The sequence below is a fragment of the Lacrimispora sp. genome, assembly GCF_036758025.1.
Taxonomy (GTDB): Bacteria; Bacillota; Clostridia; order Lachnospirales; family Lachnospiraceae; genus Lacrimispora.
Map to the genome: position 1 here is coordinate 180582 of NZ_DAIOXM010000002.1, position 21067 is coordinate 201648.

Annotated in this window: 15 protein-coding genes, 1 pseudogene and 2 riboswitches; of the genes and pseudogenes, 3 read left to right on the forward strand and 13 right to left on the reverse strand. The window is 49.9% G+C overall.

Features of this window, described 5'->3' with window-relative positions; genetic code table 11:
* Positions 1-206 precede the first annotated feature (206 nt).
* From V7M78_RS03180 to V7M78_RS03240, 13 genes are all read right to left on the reverse strand, one after another.
* Positions 207-2183 carry a metallophosphoesterase gene (locus V7M78_RS03180; protein WP_333646366.1) on the reverse strand — a complete coding sequence of 659 codons (1977 nt, stop codon included), beginning with the start codon at positions 2181-2183 and terminating at the stop codon, positions 207-209.
* A 163-nt stretch (positions 2184-2346) separates the two neighbouring features.
* On the reverse strand, positions 2347-3633 hold the full coding sequence (locus V7M78_RS03185; RefSeq protein WP_333646368.1) for a sensor histidine kinase: 1287 nt from the start codon (positions 3631-3633) through the stop codon (positions 2347-2349).
* Positions 3630-4367 (reverse strand): LytR/AlgR family response regulator transcription factor, encoded by a 738-nt coding sequence (locus tag V7M78_RS03190; RefSeq protein WP_333646370.1) that lies wholly within the window; start codon positions 4365-4367, stop codon positions 3630-3632. Before V7M78_RS03190 ends, V7M78_RS03185 begins: the two co-directional genes overlap by 4 nt.
* Before the next feature lie 5 nt (positions 4368-4372).
* Positions 4373-4564, reverse strand: a complete 192-nt coding sequence (locus tag V7M78_RS03195; protein ID WP_333646372.1) for a DNA-binding protein — start codon at positions 4562-4564, stop codon at positions 4373-4375.
* 144 nt (positions 4565-4708) lie between these two features.
* Positions 4709-5050, reverse strand: a complete 342-nt coding sequence (locus V7M78_RS03200; RefSeq protein ID WP_333646374.1) for a sigma factor-like helix-turn-helix DNA-binding protein — start codon at positions 5048-5050, stop codon at positions 4709-4711.
* 393 nt (positions 5051-5443) lie between these two features.
* A complete protein-coding gene (locus V7M78_RS03205) occupies positions 5444-5620 on the reverse strand; it encodes a hypothetical protein (protein WP_333646376.1) in 177 nt (58 codons plus the stop codon).
* Positions 5601-5689, reverse strand: a riboswitch (cyclic di-GMP riboswitch). (Overlaps the previous gene by 20 nt.)
* 13 nt (positions 5690-5702) lie before the next feature.
* Positions 5703-12125, reverse strand: a complete 6423-nt coding sequence (locus V7M78_RS03210; protein WP_333646377.1) for an S-layer homology domain-containing protein — start codon at positions 12123-12125, stop codon at positions 5703-5705.
* Complete coding sequence (locus V7M78_RS03215; RefSeq protein ID WP_333646378.1) at positions 12122-12301, reverse strand: hypothetical protein; 180 nt, start codon at positions 12299-12301, stop codon at positions 12122-12124. The genes V7M78_RS03210 and V7M78_RS03215 overlap by 4 nt, the downstream gene beginning before the upstream one ends.
* Before the next feature lie 38 nt (positions 12302-12339).
* Positions 12340-13239 (reverse strand): DUF4428 domain-containing protein, encoded by a 900-nt coding sequence (locus V7M78_RS03220; protein ID WP_333646379.1) that lies wholly within the window; start codon positions 13237-13239, stop codon positions 12340-12342.
* A gap of 24 nt (positions 13240-13263) precedes the next feature.
* A complete protein-coding gene (locus V7M78_RS03225; RefSeq protein WP_333646380.1) occupies positions 13264-14949 on the reverse strand; it encodes a DUF2207 family protein in 1686 nt (561 codons plus the stop codon).
* Positions 14950-14957: 8 nt separating this feature from the next.
* Entirely contained in the window at positions 14958-15512 is a 555-nt protein-coding gene (locus V7M78_RS03230; protein WP_333646381.1) for a LemA family protein, read from the reverse strand.
* Positions 15513-15613: 101 nt separating this feature from the next.
* Positions 15614-16036, reverse strand: coding sequence for a hypothetical protein (locus tag V7M78_RS03235; protein WP_101910048.1), 423 nt, complete (start codon positions 16034-16036; stop codon positions 15614-15616).
* Positions 16037-16193: 157 nt separating this feature from the next.
* Positions 16194-18218 (reverse strand): hypothetical protein, encoded by a 2025-nt coding sequence (locus V7M78_RS03240; RefSeq protein WP_333646384.1) that lies wholly within the window; start codon positions 18216-18218, stop codon positions 16194-16196.
* Positions 18219-18524: 306 nt separating this feature from the next.
* Between V7M78_RS03240 and V7M78_RS03245 the strand changes: the two are divergent.
* The 3 genes and pseudogenes from V7M78_RS03245 to V7M78_RS03255 form a co-directional block, all read left to right on the forward strand.
* Positions 18525-18725, forward strand: a pseudogene (locus V7M78_RS03245) (helix-turn-helix domain-containing protein); the annotation flags it as partial.
* Positions 18726-18835: 110 nt separating this feature from the next.
* Positions 18836-19564 (forward strand): LytR/AlgR family response regulator transcription factor, encoded by a 729-nt coding sequence (locus tag V7M78_RS03250; protein WP_101910045.1) that lies wholly within the window; start codon positions 18836-18838, stop codon positions 19562-19564.
* 1 nt (position 19565) lies between these two features.
* The gene (locus V7M78_RS03255) at positions 19566-20837 is read left to right on the forward strand and encodes a sensor histidine kinase (protein ID WP_333646387.1); all 1272 of its coding nucleotides are present in this window, start codon (positions 19566-19568) and stop codon (positions 20835-20837) included.
* A gap of 141 nt (positions 20838-20978) precedes the next feature.
* Positions 20979-21067, reverse strand: a riboswitch (cyclic di-GMP riboswitch).

Sequence of the window (21067 nt, forward strand, 5' to 3'; positions counted from 1 at the left end):
AGCCCTCCGGTGTATCGGCTCTCGGCTCAAAAGCCGGACAAACTTGTTTTGGCCACACATTGCCTTCAGCATTGGGGGCAGAAAGGGGCGTATCTTCCTGCCTACGCCGACGATTTTCCATGCTATCACGCTCCTTCCGGCGAGGATACAGCGACACTCCGAACACTTCGGAATGCCGCTTATTTTCACTTCTGCATACCCGCATCTTAATTGCTGAGATTCTTCAGATTTTCAATAACAGGAAGCAGACGATCTGTTGCAAGTCCCTCTAACTCTGTGACAGGGATATCAAACAGCCAATAGTCCCCTGTGGCATGGTTCTCGCTTTCGCACCATACATTCAGATTACCTCCGTCGCCAAAGTAAAATTGCGCTGCAAATTCAGGAGTGTCAATGTTCTGTGCAAGTTTTTGAAATGCCGCCGCTTTGAGTTCTTTGGGCATTTCACCTTCAACGCCCGCCGCCGCAAAACTAAATTTGCCGTCAAGTGCCAGTTGCTTGAACGCATCCTTGTCCTTTATGAAAGCCCACAGAGTCCCCGTATCCTTATCGCCTGTGGTCAAGCTGAAAAGCTGTGTCCGTATGGAACTTACAGGGTAAGCCGCTCCTGCGGTGTAGGCGGTATTGTATGTCCTGATGCTCAACAAATCGCCGCCTACCATCTCAAAGACAGGCATAATATCGTATGTGGTATCTTTTTCGGCAGAAGAAGCCGGTGCAAGGCAAAACTCTTTTAATTCCTTGTTCAGTTTTTCTTGTACAGCGCTGTCTGTTAAGCCGCTCACTTCAACATAACGCGCCTGCGTGTTATCATCCCCGTAGTTTTCAAGGGTTTTATAATCAAATGATACCTTTTCCAAAGGATTTGTTGCGGGAGCGGCTTCATCCTTTTCTCCGCTGACACTTGCGGCAATATCGGTCACGGAGCCGTCCTCCCCATATGCGTAAAGCCCAGCCGTGGTTTTCTCACCGGTGGTTATGATGGCAAAGGTACGGGTAGCCTCTGGATAGTCGGTGTTATGGTCAATCCAAGTTCCGTCATTTACATAGTATTTTTCGTTATCCAAGACTCTATATGAGGGTACATGAGTGTGGCCGAATATGACCACATCCACGTTCTCGTCCGGATTTTCCAGATACTGCGCCTTTGCCTGCCTGAAATAATACTCCCAGTCTACAGTTCCTGCGACCGCCTCAAGGAAGCTGTTGGGAACCTTGACCTGATTGATTTTCTGACGCTCGTCCCATGTGCGCTGAATATTTTGAAACAACACCGGCGCGGAAATGGTTCCGTCCGCCTGCTGTGTCGGATAGAAATCCAGATAGGTGTAGGCGTCGTCAAAGCCTGCCATATGCATATCAAATATTTTCTCGTCAAGGCTCTCGTTGGGCGTCATCCGTGCGGACACGCTTTTGAGAATGGAGTAGTACATAAACGCTCCATACTGGTCTATGTCGGATTTATCCGGCACATTTGTCACCACCGGCAAGTTCTTTTCCACTTTGGGGCGACCCTCTAATACCCAAGTCGCAGCATAGCGGGCGTAGAAATAACCGGCCGGCAGAATAGTATCGCTATTTCCCACCAACTCTGCATTGGTAACCGTGTCCGGTGCAGAAAAAACATCATAGCGGTGGCCGTGCTCGATTGCAATTTCGTTGCGGTCACCTGTGTAATACGTTCCCAGCCCTTTGGCATCCCTGACCTGTACGATCTTGGGAATCGCCTCCTGCAAAACATCATTCTCCTGCGTCATGTCATGATTTCCGGGTATGTAGACAAGTTTGATTCCGCTGTTGGCCACCTTGTTCAACTCATCAATAACACTTTGATTGTTTGCGATGACATCCTTGTAAAACTGTTGCACATCGGTGTAGCTGGGATAGTCCACCGGTAAAAACCATTCGTCCAGAAAATCGCCGTCTATCACCAGCTCCCGCACATCCTTTGTGCTTTGCAGCCGCTTCAAGAAATCAATTAATATCGGACGGTTTGCCACATTTTCGGCGTATTGGTCGTCAATTCCAATGTGAATATCGCTTATAACGACAATCTTGTTTCTTGTACTCCCAGCTTCCCACAAGGCAGTGGCATTGCTTTTTTGCACACATCCGCTTGTAAACAGCATCAAAAAAACAGCCATGCTGGATGCTAGTAAGAAAGATAAAGCTCTCTTTTTCATGTTCCTTTCCTCCAATAACTCCATGATATTTTGTAAATTGCTGCTCTGAAATTACCATTAGAAAAAGAAAAAATGAGCCTTTACACTTAAAAGACTCATTTTTACACTTAAAAAACTGATATTCAATTAAATAGACTCTTGACAGACAAAATTTATCGTATTCTCAAACCAAGATGCGTACCCGAAAGACACCGTTTTCTATTTTGTATAGAAGTTCGCCATCATATTTTTTTGCAAAAGCAACGACGCTCCGACTACCGACACCGTGACCTTCTTCGCTGGCGGCAGGATAGCCGTTTTCATCAAGGGCGGTATCCTCCGCACAGGGGTTTTCCATCTCCAGCAAGAGCCGCCCCATATTTCGGCAGGTAAAACGGAGATGAGGCTTTGTTCCGTCGGTAAGCCTTCCGCAGGCCTGAATCGCATTTTCCAAAAGGTTTGATACCACCATGGAAAGCTCCAAGGAATCCACGGTCAGTTCTCTTGGAATATCCAGTTGGGTCTCTGTAAAAATACCCGCTTGCTCTGCAAGTGCCACATAGTGGCAAACGGCGGCGTTGGCAGCGGAATTTTCGCAGTAAACCCTGCTGATTTTTTGTGTCATTCGGTTTTGACTTTGCAGCAAAGCAGTTGCCTCACCGGTTTTCTCCTGCTCTAAAAGCTCTAAAAGCACATTGTTAAAGTGTCGGCGGTCATGGGCAGCCCGGCTGTTCCTTGCCGATACTTCCTCCATGAGCTCCAGCCGCTGAGACATACTGCCAGCGGCCAGTTGCAGATATTCCCGCTCCGCCTGCATCGTTTGGTTTGCCTCTCGCATGGCATATTGCTTTGTTATGGTTTTAAGGGAGTGAATAATAGCAACATATATTGACAAGCCCAAGAGGATGAGAAGCATGAGTGGTACATAGTTATTCACCAGCATTTTCTCAATGTTGCCGCCGAATAAATATCCTAAAAAGCAAGCCTGAAGTGTGACAATGGGCAGCATATAGATATACCAGTAATCCAACACGCTGCGGTATGGCTTTGAAACCCATTTATGAAACACAAACACGATAAGCAAAAATAAAATCAAACGCAAAAAAACATTTCCATAAGCCGGATTTGGGAAAATATCACTGAATATGTAACTTAAAAACACCACCGCTTCGTAAATATTCAGCATCGTAATATAGCTAAAACACCATTGCATTATTTTGTCTGTAAAAAGGGGCTTCAGGACAATTCCAATAACCATGAGCATAGTAAAGTCAGCATAAAAAACGGCAGTATAGTTTTCCGAAAGATAAAAGTAATAATTGGTGCTGACATTGACCACCAGTATAATGGCCGTTGATAAAATATACAAAGTCTTGCTTTTGTACTTTGGAGTTGCCATGGTGGACAATAAAAGGATCAGCATAATATCGGTGATGACTGCTCGTAAAAGGTCAGGGAAAAGTGAAGTCATTGCCGATCCTCCTTTGCCATCAGGTAGTCCATATAGGCATCTCTGACCGCAGGGTATTGCTTTGCCGCAATCGGCACAATCCTGCCGCCGTATAGCGTGAAGCTATCCTTGGCGAAGCGCTCCACGCGGCGCAGATTGATAATAAACGAGGTGTGGCATTGCAGAAAGTGCCTGTCCCGCAAAATAGACGCGCAGTATTCTGAAAAATTCTCACGAAAGGTGCGGCTGGATACTTCTTCACCGTTTGCTAAGCGGAGGATGGCAGCGTGGCTGCGGTATTCACAGCATATGATATCCGACAGCTTTATGACCCGCAAGCTCTCTGCTGTTTTGACGGCAAAGGTCTGATCCTCCGCAAGGTCTGCTTTCGAAATGGCGAGGGTCAGCGTATCAAATAGCTGCTGTTTTTCAATCGGTTTAATGAGATAGTTGATCGGGCTCGCTGCATATGCTTGCAGAGCAAACTGCGGCTCGGTGGTGGCATAGATAATTTGTGCCTCACGATCAAGGCGGCGTATTTCTTTACCTAATTCCAAGCCGTTCACCATGGGCATGACAATGTCCAGTATGTAAAGATGAAAGCGTTCCGATTCCGTGGCAGTCAGCAATTTATCCGGGTGAGGAAATTCCTGAATCTCCGCTTCCCATGGATGGGTGCCCAAGTATTCTTTTATATGTTCGTTGATGATGTCCAGCTCTCTCGGCTGGTCGTCACAGATAGCAATACGCAGCATAGCGGTCACTTCCTTCTGGTATTTTCTTTCCGGGGATCAGTAGGCTTTTGGGCATCGGCGGGAATAGCCCAGGAACGCCCGAAACGGGAAACCCCTGGAATGCGTCCGGCTTGGCAGTATTGATGTACGCGCCGTTCTGATACACCCCATTTGTAGGACGCTTCCCGCGCTGAGATATATCCCTGCAAACTACTCAACCCTTTCACCTCCGTATAGATATAAAAAGACACCATATATTATATACGAATATCCGTATGGTTTCAATAGATAAATAGATAATATAACTGCCGACAAACTTCATATTACCCAATGTCAAAAACAGTATATGTAGTGGTACAAAACTAAATTTTTTTGAAAAACTTTTGTAGCTTTGCCGCAGCCGCCTCTATGCTTTCGTGAACAGAGGTAAAATGCACTTCTTCACGATGGGCAATCTGCCGATAGGATAAGCCCTCTACAAAATGCAGAAGAAAGCGCCGCCGCTGGATTTCTGTCAATTCTCCGCTGTCCAGCAGCCGCTTTGTGGCTTCCTTGGCCTTTGTGGTATCGCTTTTATGTATCAAATCTAAATCAAGGGGCGGGGCGGCAAGCTGCTCTGTTTCCTCCAGCCCATTGATGCTCACATCCAAACGGCTTGTCCGATTTTCATGTGTGACTTGCTGATGGTAGATTTCATCCGACAAGGCTTTTAGCTCCAAAAAGTCCTGTACTGTCTTGCCGGGGTTCTCCGCAAGGTAGTCCTCCAGCGTGATTTCTACAATGCTGTCTGCGAAACGGTAAACAATGCCCTCGCTAAACTTATTTAGGGCATAATCACTGTCTTAATAATTTTTCAAGTTCCTTTCCTCCAATCTGTTTTGCTGAAATGCGAAAACAGATCGGAGGGCGGGGAACGGCAACGTGGTTTGCCAGAAAGGTTACACCAAAACCGATAAAATGGAATTACTTGTAAAACAAAAAGGAAATTTGTCGAAAAAAATAAGTCAGCACTTCGCCCTTGGCAAAATGCTAACTTTTTTAGGTTTACATGATTAAATTGTAGGTTTGAACTGGAGTATGTATAGATTGCTCTTTCTCTATTTACACCCCGAAAAGGGATAAAAGCGGAATATCTTCATATGGATACCTCTCTCGCCATAGCCATAGCGAAAGCCGGTATCACGAAGTCCAAAGCATCCGTTAAAAACTGCAAAAGCCTGCCCTCCGAGCATGAAGGGCAGGCTTTGCATAACTGTCAGCAGCCAGACTATCATAGCGTCCTAAGACACCTTAGACCCTCGGCTTTGCGTCCCCGGCTTTAACCGGGTTTGCCCATAGCTTTATTGATTTGTTGTTTTACTTCTCCGGTACTCTCAGCACCTCGCCGGGGAGAATAAGAGAAAAACGGCTCTTGTTGTTCAGTCGTTCCAGCTCGCTCATGGGGCAGCCCAGTTTGCGGGATATGTTCCGGAAGCTATCGCCCTTTTGCACGGTGTAGGTGGTGTACCGCAAATTCTTCGGCACATCCGCTGTCACACCGTACTGGTCAAAGGTATAGGTCGCCCCGTCGATGTCCTGCTTGCCGGTGAGGGGCTTGCCGTCCTTGAAGTACATCCATTTGCCGGAATCGTTCATGGACCAGCCCTGCGCTGTGTCGCTGGAAATCGCCAGCTCCATAAAGCGGCGCAAAACAGCGGACACCTCGGCTCTTGTGGCTGTACCCTGCGGGTCATAGAGATTGCCGTTTTTGCCGCTGATCACGCCTACCATTTGCATCTGCTTCACGGCTTCCTTGGCGTAGGTACTGATTTTAGAGTTATCTGCATAGATATTTTCGATATGAACCTTCGGCAGAGTATAACCGATGGTCTTGGCATAGTTGCTCATAATGACTGCCATCTGCTCACGGGTGATGGACTGATCCGGGGCAAACTTTCCATTGCCAACCCCATTTACAATGTTGTTTTTACTTGCCCACTCAATGTAGCCCATATAGTAGGCGTCGTCTTTCACATCGCTGAAGCTACTCTTTGCGTAGCCGCTCACATCGGCGTTTGCAAGCCTCCCCAGCGCCGTGACGAACATTCCTCTTGTCATGGCGGTGTTTGGGCTGAACTTGGTTTCAGAAGTGCCGCTGAACAATCCACGGCTTACCACAAACTCAATATCTTCCTTTGCCCAATGGCCTGCAATGTCAGTAAATGCGGTGCCCGTCTGTTTATAGCCGATGCCGTAGGTGGAAAAATGATTGGTGCTGAAGCGCAGTACCTTTTCCACACTGTCATAGACCGAGTTTACCAGCCAATGCACCGTGCCCTTGCTGTCTACATAGACAGCCTGCACATTCCCGGCCTTTTCATTTGCGCCGAGGGTGTAGGGAATAGTTACCGACACGCTGCCTGCGCCGAAGCTGCTGACAGCCTTGCCGTTGCCGTAGTTCACCTTGAGGTCAAATACCGGACGGCTGCCAATAGCCTTTTTCGCCTCGGTCGTCAGCTTACCGCTGTCCGTGCGGGTGGCGGTGATATTTACATCAGATTTTGCCTGCTTATTGATTTCCTGTACGGTCGCCAAATCCATACCGACTCTGATGTCGGGGTTGTCTACCACCACAATGGTGTTGACGATTTTCTTTGCAATGATGGTATCCTGCACGGCCTTTGGCAGATTGACCGTAACATTGGAGCCGGTTTTGTTGCCGGTGTCCACACGGAGAACCACCGTGATGCCATTTTGCTCCGTGCCGTTTTTCTTGGCCTCAGCCAATGCCTTGTTAAAAGCGTCAGTCACAGTTTTGTCAGTGATGCTCACTGTGACATTGCCCTTGCCGTCCACTGTGCCGGGAACCTTGATTTCTCCCTGAGTGGGTGAATTCGGCTTATCCGGTGCGGGTGGGGTGACGATGACAGGGCTGCTGTTGTCGTTTGAGGAGCTGCCGCCGCCACTTCCAGAGCCACCGCCGCCGGTGTAAGTCCAATGGGCATAGTAGATCACATTTGCACTGACGGTTGTGCTTGCGGAGATTTGAGTTCCACCGCTTGCCGCCGTATACCAGCCGTCAAAGCTGTAACTGCCGGAGCGTGTCGGTGTCGGGAGTACCCCTACCGCCGTACCGGATGCAACCGAGCGTGAAGCTTCACTGACCGTGCCGCCGTTCGGGTTGAAGGTGACGGTGTAGGTGGTAGCGGGCGCGGGTTCACCGATTACGATACTGAACGCCGCAGCGGTTGCGCCATCAAGCGTCAGCACCAGTGTGCCGGTCGTTCCCGCTGCCGCCGTGTCCGCAACGGTCAGGGTCAGCGTTCCGCTGTTGCCCGAAATTGTCACATTGCCGCTGTTGCCAATGGTTACGCCAGCCGGCAGGTTTGCAACGCTCACGGCGTATGTTCCATCTGCGATATTCGCCGTCGTCACAGTATAGGTTAAGCTGCCCGCCGTGCCCGCGGTAGCTATGCCGATTTGTGGGCCGACAGACACGCTTTTTGCCGGCGCGTTTACCGTCAGTGTGAACGACGCGCTCCCCGGAGCATACTCGCCCGGAATCATGGCCGCATTTGCCGTAATGGTTGTGGTTCCCGCACTGACAATCGCCACTGCGCCGGTTGCGGGATGCACGGTGGCAACATCCGTATTACTGCTTGAATAGGTTACCGCACCTGTGCCAACGCTGTGGGTGAGTATGTTTGTGAATATGGGATCTCCTACGGTCTTTGCGACGTTACTTTCCGCGAAGGAGAGTATTTGCGCCGCACCGCTGACGATTGTCACCTCGCACACCCCAGTCTTGGGTGTTGTAACATAGCCTGCTGTGCTTGCGGTAAAGCTCCAATACAGCGTGACCGAGCTGCCGACGGCGCACGCGCTAATATCGGTGTCAACAGCCGCATTTGTGCGTCCGTTGTTTGAGTACCAAGTCAGCGTGCCGGTTACCGCTCCTGCGTTTGCCGTGGGAAGGGCGGATAATCCAGAGCCATGTGCCACGCTCTTGGCGGCATCTACCGTAACGCTGTAATCCTTTGCGGCGACGGCAGAAGTGGCGGCACTTGTGATTGTGTCTTTATATGACCCTGTTCCTGTTACGGCCAGGGTGATTGTTTTTCCGATGTCGGCAGCCCCGACCTCATAAGTCGCACCGGTGCCGACTTGTGAACCGTCCACTTCCCAGCTGTATGTGACGGTCGCGGCGCTTGGATTGATTGTCACCGACAGTGTATCGCCGAATGTGGGTGCGGTGTTGTTGATTGATACAGCGGTCAACGCTGTCCGGGTGTCAACCGTTAGCAGGGCCGAATTTGAGTTAACGGGAGACGAATAGGTGCCTGTAACGACGGCGCGGTATTGATAGCCGCTCATCCCTGCGGTTGCTCCTGTGATGGTCAATGTCGCCGTTGCGGCTCCGCTGTATACTCCAGCGCTTAAAACGTTTACAAAGCCACTGCCTGTGTTAACCTGCCACTGGTAGGCTAAACCCTCTCCGGTTGCCGTAACGGAAAAGCTTGCATTTTCCCCTGCGTCCACCGTTTGAGGGGCTGGCTGGCCGGTGATAAAGGTCTCCTCCGGGGTACGCACCAGTATATTTGCCGTGCTGCCTATGCTGCCAAGCGTCAGAACCGCATTGTTTCCCGCTGAGTCTTTGATGGTGCCGTCGTTGAGGTACAGCGGCGAATAGACGGTAATGCCGTTGCTGTCGCTGTCGCCTGCCTGCACCGTATAACGAAAGACCAGCGCCGATGTGCCGCTGCCGCTTTGATACGTTGCATTTTTACCCTCTGTGCCAATCATCAGCGAGATGTACGGCATACCGGTGACAAGAACATTCTCGCTGAAATTTACTGTGAAGTCCAAATTATCTCCGGGCACATAAGTGCCGCTGGGGGGCACCGTTACCGAAGTAACTGTGGGGGCTGTGGTGTCCGGTCCGATGGCAAGATAGCGATAGGTAGATATGTCATCTGGAACATAGGCCGTCGGGTTGTTGCCGAGATGTGATGTACTGGCCGTGACATAATACGCGCCGCCGTAGCCGTCCAGATTGGGGGCTTGGCTCATGGCGGGACGGGTGGACCCATTGATCACTTTTGCTGTCACCGCAGCGCCCGATGAGATTGTAATACTCTTGCTGGCAGGGACTTTCATCGCTTGGTTGCCGACGGCTGATACCGTTCCGCCGGAAATCTGAATATCGCCGCTATACGCGCTCATAGCTTCGCTAGAATAGTATGCCTCACCGGAGGTGGCGTTAACAGTACTGTCGGTGATACGGATATCCCCGAACCGCAAGCCAAAGCCGTTATATCCCTTACCGGCAGAAGCTGTCAGCGTTGCGTTTTCGACAATGAGGCCAAGGCTCCCACTGCCAAACACGCCCATGCTACCGCTATTGCTATTGCTCACATTTCCCCCACGTGCGGTTACCGTTACACCGTCAGTGATTTTTAGGGTGCCATTCACAGACAAACCGTAGCTAGAGCAGTTAAATTCGCTCATTGCCGCACCGGTCGCTTCAAGGCTTCCGCCGCCTGTGACGGTTAAGGCTCCGCCGCAATAAAGCCCATGGCTATCTATATTAGCAGTGTTTTGAGAACCGCCTGTCAGGCTGTTATTGCCGGTCAAGACAAGGTTCAGGCTCTCTTTTGCATAGATGGCGGCATAGCCGGTAACAACATTAGTACTATTGAGAAACCATGAATGCTGTTTGTCTGCGTCAATGGTTACATTGTTCAGGGTAAGGATTTGGGGCGTGCCATCCGCGGCAGGGGTATAGCTTACCGTTCCATCGTCCAATACATCGCTCATGTTGGCGCTGCTCACCTGCACGCCGCCCACCCAGAGGTCATAGTTGACAACAGGGGCAGGCTCAAAGCTTAAGTGTTTGTAGCTTAAAATATTCGCCGCGTCATAAGCGACCGAATCGCTCCCCTCGTAGCTGGTGCTTGCCGTGGCTATTACGCCGTCGGCCAGCGTCGGCGCATGGGACATTGCTCTTAAGCCGCCTTGAATAATCGCCGTGCCGCCGGAGATGTTGATGGTGCCGGAGGAGGTTCTAAAAATCCCAGTCCCGGTCTCGCTTTCGGCACTGATGGTACCTCCCAAAATATTCACAGTACCGGTTTCGCTTTGGAAAATTGCGTTGCCTTCTCTGGCGCGCACTGTCCCGCCGTGAACGTTCACGGTGCCGCCGTCATTCCCAAGTGCGGTGACAGCCGCGCTCACCGTTCCGCTGAAAACATCCACAGTGCCGAGGGATTTGTTGTAAATGGCGTGTGTCACACTTCCGCTTGCATTAACTGTGACATTCACAATGCTGACGACACCGGAGCCCTCATTACGAATTGTGTGGTGAGTGTAGCTCCCAGCTGCAGTCACCGTGCCGTCACTACCGCTGTCAGTAATGGTCAGCGTGCCAGTGCCCTGATGTTTAATGGCAGAAAGAGAACCGCCGTCAAGCGTTTTGCCGTTCAGGTCAAGGGTGAAGCTCTTGCTGATATCGTTACCGACAGTAACCGCCCCTGTGAGGACGATGTCATCAAGCAGCGTAATTGTCTGCCCCTCTGCAACGGCATCAACAGCCGCTTGCAGCGTGGCATAGCCTGTGCTGTTGATTCCGGCAACATTTGTGCTCGTTGCGCCTGGCTCAACCTTGATGTATTTGTAGGTTGCGAGATTCGCAGAATTATATGGAACAGCGGGGGTTCCGCTCTCATCGGTGCTCGCCGTCACCTGCATACCTGTGAAATCAGGAGACCCGCCACTAGAGAGCAACGCCGCGGTACTACCACTGGCGGTCACCGTTGCGCCGCTAACGGTTAGTGTGGGAGCTACAATTCCATAACCGCCTTCGGTGCTTGTCACGGTTCCTCCGTTAATGGATGCGGATGAATACCCCCCAATAACCGACCTTATAGCGGTGATTGTACCGCTGTTGATTGTTAGATGGTCGCTATTAATTCCAAAATAACCGTTGGTGATAATCGTAAGCGAGCCGTTATCTTCTTCACTGATGATAAGGCTTCTTTTGTCAGCGCTACGAGTAAAAATTCCGTTTGCAGTGTAGCCTGTGGCAGCTAAAAGATCGATGGAATTTTCACCCACCAATACGAGGTTAAGACCGTCCGGGGCATAAATACCGTAGCTGAATGTTTCCAAGGCGCGCCAAGAGGTGATAGCCGCACCATTCAGCGTAAGGGTATTTGTATCACTGTCATAGGTGACGGTTCCGCTAATGCCATCGCCAGCTATATTGCTCTTATTGGCATCGGTCACTTGTTCGCCGCCCACCCATATATTGTAGGTTGTGGCAGACAGGGGGCCTATTGACCCACGCGCCATAACCGCCGCACCCACCGTCACGGTAATTTCGGGCAGTGGGGCGCTGACGGCATAGCCTTCTATGATCGGCGTAAAGACATATTCGCCCCCGGTGTTTGGGTTGTAGTCAGGCGAATTCCATGTCACCGGAATATCCCCGGTGGTTTCTTTCCATTTAGGCTCGTCGGCCGTTGTGGGAGTTGCCGTTTCCGGGCTGCCGGAATCCTGTGTGGGAATTTCATCGGCAGGCACGGCCGTCCGCACTGTGGCGGTCAGCGTTTCGGGCAATTCCAAATCTTCAATGGATGTTCCGAGTGATACCGCTTTTTTGGTTTCTGTCAGCGGTGCAAAGCTGATAATTTCTCCGCTCCCGCCGATGGTCGTATGTATTTCTTCCGCCATTGCCGATACCGGCAGCATGGTCACAATCATGCACAGCGCAAGAAACATACTGAATAGTCGTTTGTTCATAAGGTCTGTTCCTCCTTGATTTCTAAACTTGTTTTTCCTTGTTCCAAAAGTTTCTCCAGCCTCCCGGTTTCTTCTTCTGTTGCGGGGCGAATATGGGGTTTCTCGCAGGAAGGGCATTCCTTTACCGCTCCCACCCGGCAGAATAAAAAGCCGCAGTCCTCGCAGGCGTAAGTCATGTCATGCCCCTCCTTCCGCATAAACAGGTTGATTTTTTTCAAATCCCAAGGAGCTGCTTTTTCTTTGCCTCAAACTCCTGCTGGGAAATGATGCCGTCCTCCATAAGCGCCTTGTATTTTTTGATTTCTTCGATGGCATCGGCAGGCGGAGCCATGTTGGTATATAACGTCCCCATACCGGAGCCAACAGACTGCTCGGCTGCGCCGGAAAAGGCTACCGTCCTAAGTGCAGCCACCAGCTTATCCATTTCTTCTATGCTTTGCTGGTAGGCGCGGAGGTAGTTGTTCACATCCGGTAGGGTGTTATCAAACCGGGGACCGTCCATATCACATTTGAGCACCGTCCAGTAGGGGTGGTCGAAATGCAGCTCCACGTTGAAGGCCCGAAAGGGTTCAGGAATATCAAAATACTGCACCGGTGCGGAGTTATTTACCTTGCCGTCGTCCAGCCTGTCAAGGGTTCGTGCCATCCGCTTGCTCGCTGCAAGCTGTGCGATTTGCGGCGCCATCGCCATAGCCCGCTCGGTTACGGTGCTGGTATAACGGCGTATGCCTGCCGATGAACCCTCAAACAGGGGGGTACTGTCCTCCCTGATGGTAAAGGATTTCAATTGCCTTCCTTCAAACACGGTTTTATCCGGGTTTTTGCTCATGCAGAACAGCTTGTTCTGGTAATCAAAGATGATTTTGGTATCCCAAAGGCCGAAATCAATCCGCTCAGAAACCACGAACCGGTCTTTCAGTATTTGGTTTTGATCGTAGAATGCCAGATACTCCCGAAAGCCCTGCATGGTCAGCTTGCTTTCCTTGTCGGCATCCATATCAAGCTTGCCGTAACAGGCATCACAAATATATTCGCCCTCGATTTTCGAGGGCAGAAACCATGAAATCTTGCCGCCGCAGATGGGGCAAGGGGGTTTTTTTGAAAATAAGCCCATATTCCATTCCTCCTTTTGCTCGCATTATCTTGTTCCGCCGCCGCTGCCGCCGCCGATGGAGCCTCCGCCCCCGCCAGGGGAAGCAAATCCGCCGCCCCCACCGCTGCGTTTTTCCTGCTCACGCCGCTGTTCGGCTTGTTTCATATTGCTGTAAAGCAAGTAGTGGTAGGAATAGGCGGCCGCCATGCTCCCGCTGTAATCGGTCAGCTGGTTAGAAATTTGGGGGTACAGCTCTTTCATCTGCTCCGCCACCTGATCGGCGATGCCAAACAGCATGGCATAGGTCAGCAGTTCCCTCCAAATCGGCATTTCCTTGACGCCGCGCTCGGCAATGAGTGAAAAATCCATCAGATACTGTTTCAGCCCCATCAGCTCGCCCAGTTCCTGTTCACCGGTTGGCGTCAGATCCGTCAGCTTTGCGGGCATATCCCACCGTTTCAGGCAGATTTTTTGATTCAGCCAAGTTCTGCCTGCGTTTTCGCATTTCTGTATGTACGCACGCAGCAGTTTGTCGTTTTGACTTGCAAAGTGTTCCAGTTCCCTTGCCTGCAAAGTGGAATCCGAACCGGCCGCGCTTTCGAGCACCGTATAAAGGTACTCGTCATATTCGTTCATACTGCTATGATTGCTGCCCACCAGTCGCAGGCTCACGGTTTCTTTGGTTTTGCCCATCAAACCGATCTGCTGCGTTTCCACGGGGGACAGGCAGCCAAGCTGAATCAGCCGCAGCATTCCTGTGGAAAGAATCGCACCGTCCTCACACACATCAAACAACCGTCCCAGCGCATAGGTGGCACTCAGATTGCCGTCGTTGGGAATGTCCCTGAAATACCCGAACCGCTCGGTGAATTGTTGCATTTTTTTCTCCGCACGTTTCTTTTTTCTTTTTATAATCCACATCATCAGGCTGATTGGCACCCCGAAGGAAAGCAGAGTGGCAACAATTGCTTCCAAGGCGGATACTTCCTCGCCGGTATTATCATAGTCGCTGCCTGAAAAGGCGGCTTCTTTTACTTCCTCAAAGCTACCCGGTTCTTGCCGTGAGGGGGATAAGATTCCTTTATCCAGAGAAAACAGTACCGTCACATGGTTTTCGGGAGCAATGGGGCTTTCCGTGTAGGCCAGAATAGCGCCGTCTGAAAATTCCACCTGTCCGTCATAGCCAAAACCCCATATGTCGGCGGTTTCATCGGTGATGGGTGTGCCGTCCGCCAGCCGGATTTCAACCTTCACATCGGTGGGGGTGGTGTTCATCCCATCGTTTACAAATCGGAAGTTTACACCGTCCCTGTCGCTGTAACCGCCCACCGCATTGTCCAGTTTATATTCAATGGCGTAGCGATTTTGTCCATACCGGCTGATACCGAAGCAGATTTCATACCCGCTGTCCGTATCATGGATGCCGCATTTTCTCGCCTTTTCTTCAAAGCTCCAGTCAATATTCCAATCCGAAACCGTCTCATAACTCCCGTTTTGGTCGGAGACTGTAAGCTGGCTGATGGTCAGATAGTCGGGTGCGTTCATGGGAATGTAGCTTTCGGTTCCCTCGTTAAAATCTCCCTCCCACACCTGTGTCACATACATGGAGCCGTCCTCGTAAATGACCGCCTGAATATCCATGGTATTGACCTGATTTGCCGCAAAAGCCGGGAGAGGGAGGGCAAATAATAAGGCAACGCATAGAAGCAGCGCACTCACTCTTTTTCGCATCGGGCACCTCATTTCATGCTGGGCATATCTGCCTTGTCAGCCTGCTCCACAAGATAGTCTCTTTGCCCAAAGCCCAGCATCCCGGCAATGGCAGAGACCGGGAACATTCGGATTTCACGGTTCAGCTTTGTTACACTGTCGTTGTAGATCAGACGGCTGGTGCGAACCATGTTTTCAAAGGTCTGCACCGCATCCATGGTTTTGATGTAATTTTGATTGGCTTTCAGATCGGGGTACTGCTCCGTCACCATGGAAATCCTGCCAAGGGCTTCGGAAATAACCCCTTCCTGACGCATCACCTCGTCCGGCGTGGATTTTGCCGTGATGACGCTTCTTCTTGATTTGATTGTTTCAATCAGAGTTTCGCTTTCGTGCTTGGCGTAGCCCTTTGTCAAATCCAAAAGGGCCGTCAGCGCATCAAAGCGGCTGGAAAGCTGCACCCCGATCTGGCTCATGGCATTGCTGATATTCTCATCCAGCACTACCAGTCTGCGCTGCGTGGAGATAATCCATAGAACAATAACCGCAATAATTACGGCGATTGTGATGAAAGTTGGCAGCATAGTCATTTCCTCCTTTTTGCAAAAGCGGATGCGGGTGTTCCGCATCCGCTTTTGCCATGAGATTATTTTTTATGGTTTATCCATTTGATAAAACGCAGTGATTAGTTGCTGTAGGGCTCGCTGTACTTGGCGACTAAGTTGGGCATTTCGTCCAGCATAGTCTGATACTGTTCAATAACGGCGTCAATATCCTCTGTGCTGGTGTCTCCGTATCCGTCAAGCTCTCCAAGTCCAACCCTTGCAGAGTCCATAATGGCATATACAGCGTTCAGCTCCTGCACCGCCAGCTCGTCCTGATCCCAGCCGTTTGCCGTGGCCGCTGCCGCCGCCTCTTCGTACAGCGGTCCCATCTTCGCCATGATGTCTACAATGGCCGCTGCCTGCTCGGGGGTTACATTGTCTTTCCGTTCCGCAGCGGCGGGGGTGGATTCCGGCGTGGATGCAGGGGGTTCAGCATTGCCTCCGCAGGCTGCAAGGCTCATTGTCATGACAAGCGCCATCATAAGTACCAGTAACTTTTTCATTCTAAATCCTCCGTTTTCTGTTGGGTTTTATAGGGGAGATTCCCTGTGCTCACTCTATCAAAACCCTGCCACAGAAAACCGTCTGCTGCATGAAACATGATTTTTTCGACATGAAACATAATTATAGGGGTTAGTTTGTACCGTGGGGGCGGCGCGGTTAGTCCTCCGTGTACGGCGACACATCAGGCTCGATCCACGCTTTGCCGTCACGCCAATCCACATCGAAGTCAAACAGCTTTGCGATGTCCCGCAGCTTGATATAGTTGTTGCCACCGATAGTATAGGCGGTCAGCCCCGTCACCGCCGCACCGGTGTCACCCCATACAAAGGCTGTGGTACTCAGTGTAGCATTTTTACTGTCTTTGCCGATTGCGGCAAGCTCGCCGCTCGTCTTGGTGTACGCCGCATGGTTATACAGCTTTGCCTTGCCATCCTCAAAACGCACATCAAAGCGTGTTTTCAGCAACGCGCCCACATCCCGCAGCTTGACGTAGTTGTTGCCGCCGATGCTGTAAGCGGGCAGCGCGACTTCCGCACCGTTTAACATAAACTTGGTGTTGGTGGGTGTTGCCGTAACGGTGTTGGTGGGTGTTGCCGTAACGGTGTTGGTGGGTGTCGGCGCCGGAGCGGGTGTCTGTCCGGATGCGCTCCCAGAGGACGTTAGGTTCTTCGGCACGGCCGAAATGAGCGATTCCACCCTATCCAAAAGGCCACTCCATTCACCTAACCTCAAATGTTCTGCTGCCGCCCAATGGATGGTTTTGTATTGGAGAGCCGCTGCCTGCTCCCATGTTATTTTGGCGTTTGCGCTTGTGTCGCCGCTGATGGCAAAGCTCTTGATGGTGTCCTTGGTGAAAGCGGCAAATTTGGTACTGTTCCTGCTTTTGTTATAGTCCATGAGCTTAATTAAGTAAGAGGTAAACTCCCCGTAGGTGGGATTCGCACTCCAATTCATATTTTTATCAGTAAAGACACCCCAAGCGTAACAAAGCACAATACTGCCCCTGTATTCCTCGGCTTGCCCCCCTTCTTTGCGCAAACTCTCATGCAAACCTTTCGGACCTTCTGCAGGGTAATGGTATCCTAAAATACTGAACGCATCCCAGAATAACCCCGCCATTTCAGCATTGCTGATGGGTCTGCTCCAGTCCTCAAATGATATATCGGTATAGTTGGCGATGTATTCGGACAGGACAACCCCCGCTCCGTCCGGATATCCTTTTTCCGCAGGACGGACCATCATTTTAGGATTCTCGGAGGGGCGCATAGCAACATTGTTGCCGAAGGATATCTGCCATAGATAAGGCTTATCCACAGCCGCTACCCGCGTGCCGCCCGCATTCACTTTTGTCAGTCTGGCAGCCCACATATAATACTCTCGGCCTTCATGCTTCACCTTCGCCCAGTCGCCCTTGATCTCGGTAACTTCCAGAATGGTGCCTGATGGAAACTCCCCGACAATGTCGCCATCCGGCTTTGCACGGTAGACCGGGTTCGTTCCGACTTTATACATTGCTCTGTTATCTATTTCGCCCGCAATTCCCAAATAGCGCCCATCCGCCATTTTTATGGTTATCTCAGCCCAGTCACGGTCTACAACGCGCTTTTTCTCAACATAAAATTTCGTGGCCCTTCCTCCAGTGCGTAAGAATGCCTTGCCTGCGGAGTCGATATTAATAAAAGTGTCGTTCCCACCGGCGTACATCAGACCGCCACCGCCACCGCCAATGGGGCCCAGACGGATGCTGTACCAGCCGTTGTCCATGGCGTCATACAGTTTATAAGTAGTATCATTTGGCTTAGGTGCAGCCTGCGCGGGTGGAACATATGTGCCGGTTGATGTAACTGTATATTTCCCCACGATTTGGCTCGTTTTTTCGCCCGGAGCTGTCCACCGCAGGGTAATCTCCTGCTTTCCCGCAGTGTACGCGAATACCGTACCTTGTTCTAACGTCACGTTTCCGGAATTTCTGAAACTGATTTCGCTTGAGATGTCCTTTTTCCCGCCGCCTATTGTAACCTCCGCTTTAATCCCGGTTCGGTCAAATCCCTCGCCAACCGTATACTCGGTTTTTGCGGGGTATGACAGTATGGTCACATTTTCCGCCGCAAACGCCGTGCTCGGCAGCAGGGTAAGCGCCATACACAGAGTGAGCAGTATGCCCATAAATTGCTTTTTCATAGTTTTTCCTCCTTTTTGATTGAACGAAATAACATCTATTTCTCCACATTCAATCTATCAGGAATATCTCTGCAAAACCGTCCGCTGCATGAAACATAATTTTTTCGACATGAAACATGATTTTGGAGGAAAGCACACTCCTGCCTTTTTTGCTTTTTTTGCTTTTAGATGTGAAAAACACAATATTACACGAAAATAGATGCGTTCTCGCGAATTTTATCTTGTATTTGTCATAATTTGATGATATACTGTAATCTAATATTTACATAAACGATTTTCGTTTTTCAGAAAGAAGTGAGGCGTGTTATGGGTGTCAGTTATAACAAATTATTCAAACTGATGATCGACAGAAAAATAAGAAAAGGCGAGCTGTGCAAGGCGGCGGGTATCAGCAGCGGCTCGCTTCTGAAAATCTCAAAAGATGAAAATATATATGTCGATATTTTGGTTCGGATTTGCAGTGTTTTGGGCTGCGACTTCGGCGACATCATGGAGTATGTTCCTGATGAAAATGCCGTTATACAATCTGAACCTGGTAATCGGCAACTACCCGATTTGCAGGAGAGCGAGCCTGCGAGAGTTTCCAAAGAAGTCTAATAGAACATGGAGGGTTGCTTATGCTGCATATTGCGGTCTGTGACGATAATATTGACGAGCTATCCAATATGGTACAGCTCATCGACCTGTACCGAACATCAAGACATCTAAACTGCGAACACGCTGTATTTCCAAACGGGTTTGAATTGATTTCAGCCTTGGAAAAAGGAAAGCGGTTTGATATATACTGTCTGGATATTATGATGCCGGGCTTTACCGGCATTGATGCGGCAAAGGAAATTCGCACCTTTGACAAAACCGCACCGATTTTATTCTTTACCTCATCGCCTGAGTTTGCTTTGGAAAGCTATTCGGTGAAGGCTATCAACTATGTACTCAAACCAATCTCAAAAGAAAAACTATTCTTCACTTTTGACGAGCTGCTGGAGCAGATTAAATTGGAAAAGGATGAGGATGCAGTTATTATAAAGGGCAATGAGGGTATTCAAAAAATATTGATCTCCAATTTGATCTTTGCCGAGGTCATCGGCAGAAACGTGCTCTATCATCTGCGCTCCGGTAAAGTCATCGAATGTACGGAAGCCTTTTCCCCTGTCTGCGATAATCTGATGAAATATGGGTGTTTTATGAAGCCCCACCGCTCCTATCTTGTGAATATGCAGTATGTGGATACCATTGAAAACCTTCAGATTACCTTGCAGACCCTTTCCTCTGTTCCTGTTGCACAGGGCAAGGCAAAGGAGATGAAGCAGCAATATCTGAATTATCAAATGGAGGGGGGTGCTTAAAATGGCAGTAACAGTGATAGGACTCTTGCGATTTGGTGTTTCTTTGGTCTTTGGCCTCACGGTGTCCGTTCTCTTTGCAGGAATAGAACCCACAAAGAAAAACAGGCTCGTCGCCGGCCTGCTCTGTGTCATTTTTCTTTCTGTCCAGACCGCCAGCTATTGGCTTTTGGGCTTGGATTTGACATCAAAGCTGTATCCGCTGATTATCCACCTGCCGCTGATTGTGATATTCTCGCTGTACCATAAACGGCCATGGCTCATATCCGCCGTCAGCGTGCTTTCCGGTTATCTTTGCTGTCAAGCGCCGCGCTGGTTTGGTTTCCTTGCAGGAGCCGCTTTAGACAGCAGGCTTGCAGACCATATTTTTTACATAGCATTCGTGTTTTTGGCCTATTATTTCTTGAAAAGATATGTAGCCGGATCTGTTCGGCAGTTGATGGAGAAGTCCACGAAATCCTGCTTATTTTTAGGCGGAGTTCCGCTTTTTTACTATCTGTTTGACTATATGACCGCCATCTACACCGATGTGCTTTACAGCGGCGCCGAATGGGCGGTACAGTTCATGCCCTCAACAATATCTGTTTTCTATTTTGTGTTTGTGATCCTTTACTACGCTGAGACACAAAAACAGGCAAGCCTTCAAAGAGAAAAGGATATGCTGGATGCACAGTTTAGACTGGCGCAGACAGAGTTTGCTTCTCTGCGGCAGTTACAGCAGAACGCCGCATCCTATCGGCATGATATGCGCCACCATTTTGCTCTTTTACAGGGACTGGCCTCCAAAGAACACATCGAGGGGATCAAAGAGTACCTACAAACTGCCCAGTCCGACATGGATGCCATCACGCCCACACGCTTTTGTGGAAACGAAACCGTCAACTTGATTTTGTCCGCTTTCGCTGCGAAAGCGAAACAAGGGTCAATCTTGCTGACAGTAGATGCGAAACTACCTGATTTGCTTCCCTTTAGCGATACTGAGCTTTGCTCGCTTCTGTCCAACGCTTTGGAAAATGCGATCCATGCCTGTGAACAGATACCTGATAGCAACAAACGTATCATCCGGCTGCGTATGTATTCCAAAAATAATAAGCTGTGCATTGATCTGCACAATAGCTTTCAGGCAGAGCCGATATTTAGGCAAGGGTTTCCAGTATCAAAAGAACAGGAGCATGGCTTTGGCACAAAAAGCATCGCTCAAATCGTAGAAAAGCATGGCGGTGTATTTCAGTTTTCGGTTAAGGATGGCTGGTTTATATTTCAGGCTACTGCATAGGAGGTTGTTTTATATATAAATCTTCTTATTAAACTTTTTCATCATCATTCATAGCGAAAGTCCTGTCTGATGCCACCGATAATAGTTGTAAAAAGCCGTAAAAGCCTGCCCTCCACGTAAGAGGGCAGGCTTTGCTTGACTTTCAGCGGCCAGACTATCATCACGTCCTAAGACGCCTTAGACCCTCGGCTTTGCGTCCCTGCCTTTCAGCAGGTTTGCCCTTGTCTATA

Bases quoted from the DNA above. Each gene is read 5' to 3' on its own strand.
- V7M78_RS03220 (WP_333646379.1), bottom strand. From the start codon at position 13,239: ATGGGCTTATTTTCAAAAAAACCCCCTTGCCCCATCTGCGGCGGCAAG.
- V7M78_RS03215 (WP_333646378.1), bottom strand. From the start codon at position 12,301: ATGACTTACGCCTGCGAGGACTGCGGCTTTTTATTCTGCCGGGTGGGA.
- V7M78_RS03230 (WP_333646381.1), bottom strand. From the start codon at position 15,512: ATGCTGCCAACTTTCATCACAATCGCCGTAATTATTGCGGTTATTGTT.
- V7M78_RS03210 (WP_333646377.1), bottom strand. From the start codon at position 12,125: ATGAACAAACGACTATTCAGTATGTTTCTTGCGCTGTGCATGATTGTG.
- V7M78_RS03190 (WP_333646370.1), bottom strand. From the start codon at position 4,367: ATGCTGCGTATTGCTATCTGTGACGACCAGCCGAGAGAGCTGGACATC.
- V7M78_RS03240 (WP_333646384.1), bottom strand. From the start codon at position 18,218: ATGAAAAAGCAATTTATGGGCATACTGCTCACTCTGTGTATGGCGCTT.
- V7M78_RS03235 (WP_101910048.1), bottom strand. From the start codon at position 16,036: ATGAAAAAGTTACTGGTACTTATGATGGCGCTTGTCATGACAATGAGC.
- V7M78_RS03205 (WP_333646376.1), bottom strand. From the start codon at position 5,620: ATGATAGTCTGGCTGCTGACAGTTATGCAAAGCCTGCCCTTCATGCTC.
- V7M78_RS03185 (WP_333646368.1), bottom strand. From the start codon at position 3,633: ATGACTTCACTTTTCCCTGACCTTTTACGAGCAGTCATCACCGATATT.
- V7M78_RS03255 (WP_333646387.1), top strand. From the start codon at position 19,566: ATGGCAGTAACAGTGATAGGACTCTTGCGATTTGGTGTTTCTTTGGTC.
- V7M78_RS03180 (WP_333646366.1), bottom strand. From the start codon at position 2,183: ATGAAAAAGAGAGCTTTATCTTTCTTACTAGCATCCAGCATGGCTGTT.
- V7M78_RS03225 (WP_333646380.1), bottom strand. From the start codon at position 14,949: ATGCGAAAAAGAGTGAGTGCGCTGCTTCTATGCGTTGCCTTATTATTT.
- V7M78_RS03250 (WP_101910045.1), top strand. From the start codon at position 18,836: ATGCTGCATATTGCGGTCTGTGACGATAATATTGACGAGCTATCCAAT.